This is a genomic window from Gottfriedia acidiceleris (assembly GCF_004138285.1).
Lineage (GTDB): Bacteria > Bacillota > Bacilli > Bacillales > Bacillaceae_G > Gottfriedia > Gottfriedia acidiceleris_A.
Map to the genome: position 1 here is coordinate 1 of NZ_SCFN01000048.1, position 3,853 is coordinate 3,853.

Sequence of the window (3,853 nt, forward strand, 5' to 3'; positions counted from 1 at the left end):
AATACTTATGATATAAGTTGGGGAAACTATTAGTATTATTAAGTTTTCTTTCCTTAATGCTCACATTATGCTCACATTTCATTTATTATTTTTTTCGAAAAAGATTCTTCAAATCGAGAGGCAGATTGTTGTTGAATGGTTGGTGTGAGGTGACTGTACACATTCAACGTTGTTTGGACGTTTTTATGACCCAATCGTTCTTGTACGATTTTTGGGTTTTCTCCATTTTCTAACATGATTGTTGCGTGGGTGTGGCGTAACCCGTGCAATTTTACATGTGGTAAATGTAGTCTCTTTGAAAAACGTTGTAAAAAGTGAGCTGCACTTGCTGGGTTGTACAATTTCAGTGGTTCGGTTCCGTCGAATATATTTGATCCATCAGTTACCTTTAATCCATATTGCAAATATTCTTTTTTCTGATGTGTTTTATATTCTGTTAATTGTTCTAATACATAATCAGAAATTGCAATATTTCGAATGGATGAAGGGGTTTTTGGTGAAGTTATTACTAACCCTTTTCCGATCTGTGAGATTGTTGTTTTTGTAACTGATATTTGCTTTTTCCAAGAATCGATATCCTTCCATTGGAGCGCAGAGATTTCACCGCGTCTCATTCCAGTGAAAATTGCAAGAAGAAAAAATAAGCGTTCTTTGTAATATTCTCTTTTTTCTAGAAAATCTAGAAAGGTATTACATTGCTCAATGGACCATGTAACTGGGATTTTCTTTTCTGTCTTAGGTAATTTCACTTTCTTTAGAGGAGTATTTTTAACGATCTCCCAATCCAAAGCGAAATTGAAAATAATTTGAAAGTACACATGAATATATTGGACAGTAGACGCACTTAAACCATCTTCATAAAGCTCCTGATAATGCTTTTGAACCATTAAGGTATTAACCTTATTGATATTCATATCACCAAATTTAGGCAAAATATGATTCTTTACAGTGTACTCAGAATTTTGAATAGAAAGAGGTTTTAATTCTTGTTTACGAATTTCTTGTGCTCTTTCCCAAACTTCTTTAACAGTAATATTCTTCGTTTCAAAATAAACGCCTTTTTCTACTTCACTGATTAACTCTGCACATGCAGCTTGTGCTTCTTTTTTAGTTTTAAACCCACTACGAGTTTTTTGTCTTCGTTTTCCAGTAATAGGATCTTTACCTAAATCAACTGCAAAACTCCATTTGTCGCCACGTTTCCTAAAACTGCCTTTCATAATATCACCTCATAAACATTATAGTTATTAAATCAAAATTATCCGATACTCAAATTATGGTAACGATTGGCTAATTGATTAAAACGCTTCTCGCATAAGTGGTATGGAACTTTAAATACCCTTTGTAAGGCACTAGGATTGTCCCACTGACGAGTTTTGACCATGTGGTAGGGCATACTCGCATATAATGTAAAACGTTGTGCATCCCATTCCTGATAGTCTAAAAATGATTTGGGTAGTTTCATCTGATTTCCAACATGCCTTAATGAATGACATAATTCATGGAAAAACGCCTCACGTTGTTCAATTTCATTTAAGCGAGAATCAATATTGATACAAGTAACTGGACCAATATTCGTCATAAATGAATCAATTTCTGAAAATGTAAGTAAGATATTAAATCGTCTTGCGATTATTTTTATATTGATATCTTCTGGTGTAAAAATACCAATATTTTGATATAAAGTTGATACGTAATCCTCTAAAAAAGTAGTATGCATGTTCCACCTCTAGAATGTATGTTCGGTTTTGTATGTAAAAGAAAAGCCCCTAATAAAAATGGGGTTATTTTTCATTTCTTTCCGCAGCTATTTTTGCAACCATCTCGAAGTGTTGCTTTACAAGTTCAATTTCCGCAGATGATAGATTCTTCCATTTTTCTATATCAAAAAAACTGATGTTTTCAATACCATTTGCACTAACTAATTTTTGTATTTCTGTAAGTGAATTTTTCTCTGGTAAATTTGCTGAAAGACTTCTGCCTAATATGAAATCTGTTGTTGTATCAAATATATTAGCAAATGATAATAATTCTTCATCTTTTATTGGTCTCGTATTATTTTCGATCCGGTTAAGTACGCTCGTATGCAATTTAACTCTAGTCGCTAATTCTTTTTGACTCCAGTTCTTTTTTTCACGTAGATTTTTAATTCTTTCACCTATATTTGGCATAATTAACACCTCGCTTTAAATAAATTTTAACACGTTTCTATTTTAGAAATAAATTAAATTTACAAAACAGCAATAAAAAATATTGACGTTGCTAAAATGGCAATATATACTAAATATACAAATATTGCTGAAATAGCAATTATCAGTAAGGAAGGAGATTGTATCTTGAAAAGTTTAAATTTAGATTTCATTAAAAAGCGAAGAATAGAGCTATCTATCAGTCATGAACATATGGCTAAAAATTTTGGTTTTGCTAATTCCTCAACATATTGGAAATACGAAAACGGAAATTACAAATTTAAAGCAGAACAATTACCTCAATTGGCTAGATATTTAAATTGTAAAATAGTAGATTTTTTTAATTGAATTATTGCTAAAACAGCAATTATGGTGTTTGCATTTTGTTAGTGTATCCAATCGAAAGGAAGTGAAGTCATGGAATCAATTAACGAATTACCTATCATTTTAACAGCAGAAAACGTAGCAAATATTCTCAGCTGCACTAAAAGTCATGTATATGAAATGATGGAACGAACAGATTTTCCTTTAATTCGTATAGGAAGATTAAAACGCGTTAATAGAGATCAATTTTTTAATTGGCTAAATAATCAAAAATAAAAGGAGGGATTAGATGTTATCACTTTATGCTATGGGTCTTTTAATTGCGGGTGGCATATCTGGTTTATTAATCGTTGCAGCATGTGGCCCACAATCTGTAAAAGATAAATTCAATTCACTTTTATGGAATCCAGAGGAGGATGAGATGTAATGAGTACATTACAAGTTATTAAACACAATGGGATAAATGCTATTAGTTCAGTAGAAGTTGCTGAAATGGTCGGTAAAGATCATAGCGATTTAATGAAATCAATTCGTAAGTATGTGGAAACACTTCACTCGGCAAATCTTCCTAGTGAAAATTTCTTTGTATCAAGTGAATACCTAAGTTCAAGAAATCAAGCACAACCATGTTTTTTAATTACAAAAAAAGGATGCGATATGGTAGCTAACAAAATGACCGGTGAAAAAGGGATTTTATTTACAGCAACATATGTTGAAAAGTTTCATGAATTGGAAAAAGTAGTAACTCAACAATTACCACCAATGACACCATTACAAATGTTCCACACAATGACGAATGAAATGATGAAACAGGATGAACGATTAGTTTCATTAGAGGAAAAGGTAAACAATCAACTTACACTAGATTTCGGTCAGCAAAGATGTGTTCAAAATGCTAAGAACAAGCGAGTTTATCAATTATGGAATAACGGAAAAATTAATACCGATATTATGGAACTGCTCAAAAAGTTCACGCCGCTATTGGTAGAGATTTAAAAAATGCATTTGCAGTAAACAGCTTTAGAGACATACGCAAACATGAGTATGAGGAAGCGATCAACTACATAAACGCTTGGAGACCTAGTTTAGTATGAAAACGGAATTAGTGATGGGTGATATTGTAGCTTTAAACATGAAAAAGGAATTGATGGATTACATGAAGTTGTCGAAAAAGCTGATGAAGATGGAGTAATAGTTACATCTAATGAATGTCATTCACAATTTTACGCTTATTATTCACATTTAATATTCGTGTGTTCGGTCAAAAATAGAAAAGATATTTTTTAGCCAATTTGCGAAATTTGAAGATTGAAAATTGGAATAATTTTTTTAAAAAAAAA

General features: G+C 31.7%; 8 protein-coding genes. 5 read left to right on the forward strand and 3 right to left on the reverse strand.

Going from position 1 to position 3,853, the window contains the following annotated elements; translation table 11 throughout:
* Positions 1 to 71: 71 nt before the first annotated feature.
* The 3 genes from EP747_RS23830 to EP747_RS23840 all read right to left on the reverse strand — a co-directional run bounded on the left by EP747_RS23830 (position 72) and on the right by EP747_RS23840 (position 2,171).
* Entirely contained in the window at positions 72 to 1,220 is a 1,149-nt protein-coding gene (locus EP747_RS23830; protein WP_129692469.1) for a site-specific integrase, read from the reverse strand.
* Positions 1,221 to 1,258: 38 nt separating this feature from the next.
* A complete protein-coding gene (locus tag EP747_RS23835) occupies positions 1,259 to 1,720 on the reverse strand; it encodes an ImmA/IrrE family metallo-endopeptidase (protein ID WP_129692470.1) in 462 nt (153 codons plus the stop codon).
* Positions 1,721 to 1,784: 64 nt separating this feature from the next.
* Positions 1,785 to 2,171, reverse strand: coding sequence for a helix-turn-helix domain-containing protein (locus tag EP747_RS23840; RefSeq protein ID WP_129692471.1), 387 nt, complete (start codon positions 2,169 to 2,171; stop codon positions 1,785 to 1,787).
* A gap of 165 nt (positions 2,172 to 2,336) precedes the next feature.
* Here EP747_RS23840 and EP747_RS23845 point away from each other — a divergent pair, with 165 nt between their 5' ends.
* From EP747_RS23845 to EP747_RS25465, 5 genes are all read left to right on the forward strand, one after another.
* Positions 2,337 to 2,537, forward strand: coding sequence for a helix-turn-helix domain-containing protein (locus tag EP747_RS23845; RefSeq protein WP_129692472.1), 201 nt, complete (start codon positions 2,337 to 2,339; stop codon positions 2,535 to 2,537).
* Positions 2,538 to 2,606: 69 nt separating this feature from the next.
* Complete coding sequence (locus EP747_RS23850) at positions 2,607 to 2,789, forward strand: excisionase family DNA-binding protein (RefSeq protein WP_129692473.1); 183 nt, start codon at positions 2,607 to 2,609, stop codon at positions 2,787 to 2,789.
* Positions 2,790 to 2,802: 13 nt separating this feature from the next.
* Positions 2,803 to 2,940: a hypothetical protein gene (locus EP747_RS24485; RefSeq protein ID WP_165347280.1), complete on the forward strand. Its 138-nt coding sequence runs from the start codon at positions 2,803 to 2,805 to the stop codon at positions 2,938 to 2,940.
* Complete coding sequence (locus tag EP747_RS23855) at positions 2,940 to 3,509, forward strand: Rha family transcriptional regulator (RefSeq protein WP_129692474.1); 570 nt, start codon at positions 2,940 to 2,942, stop codon at positions 3,507 to 3,509. The genes EP747_RS24485 and EP747_RS23855 overlap by 1 nt, the downstream gene beginning before the upstream one ends.
* The gene (locus tag EP747_RS25465) at positions 3,494 to 3,607 is read left to right on the forward strand and encodes an ORF6C domain-containing protein (protein WP_129692475.1); all 114 of its coding nucleotides are present in this window, start codon (positions 3,494 to 3,496) and stop codon (positions 3,605 to 3,607) included. The genes EP747_RS23855 and EP747_RS25465 overlap by 16 nt, the downstream gene beginning before the upstream one ends.
* Positions 3,608 to 3,853 lie beyond the last annotated feature (246 nt).

Excerpts from the sequence above, each read along its gene's own strand:
- EP747_RS23830 (WP_129692469.1), bottom strand. The coding sequence starts at position 1,220 with ATGAAAGGCAGTTTTAGGAAACGTGGCGACAAATGGAGTTTTGCAGTT.
- EP747_RS23835 (WP_129692470.1), bottom strand. The coding sequence starts at position 1,720 with ATGCATACTACTTTTTTAGAGGATTACGTATCAACTTTATATCAAAAT.
- EP747_RS23840 (WP_129692471.1), bottom strand. The coding sequence starts at position 2,171 with ATGCCAAATATAGGTGAAAGAATTAAAAATCTACGTGAAAAAAAGAAC.
- EP747_RS23850 (WP_129692473.1), top strand. The coding sequence starts at position 2,607 with ATGGAATCAATTAACGAATTACCTATCATTTTAACAGCAGAAAACGTA.
- EP747_RS24485 (WP_165347280.1), top strand. The coding sequence starts at position 2,803 with ATGTTATCACTTTATGCTATGGGTCTTTTAATTGCGGGTGGCATATCT.
- EP747_RS23855 (WP_129692474.1), top strand. The coding sequence starts at position 2,940 with ATGAGTACATTACAAGTTATTAAACACAATGGGATAAATGCTATTAGT.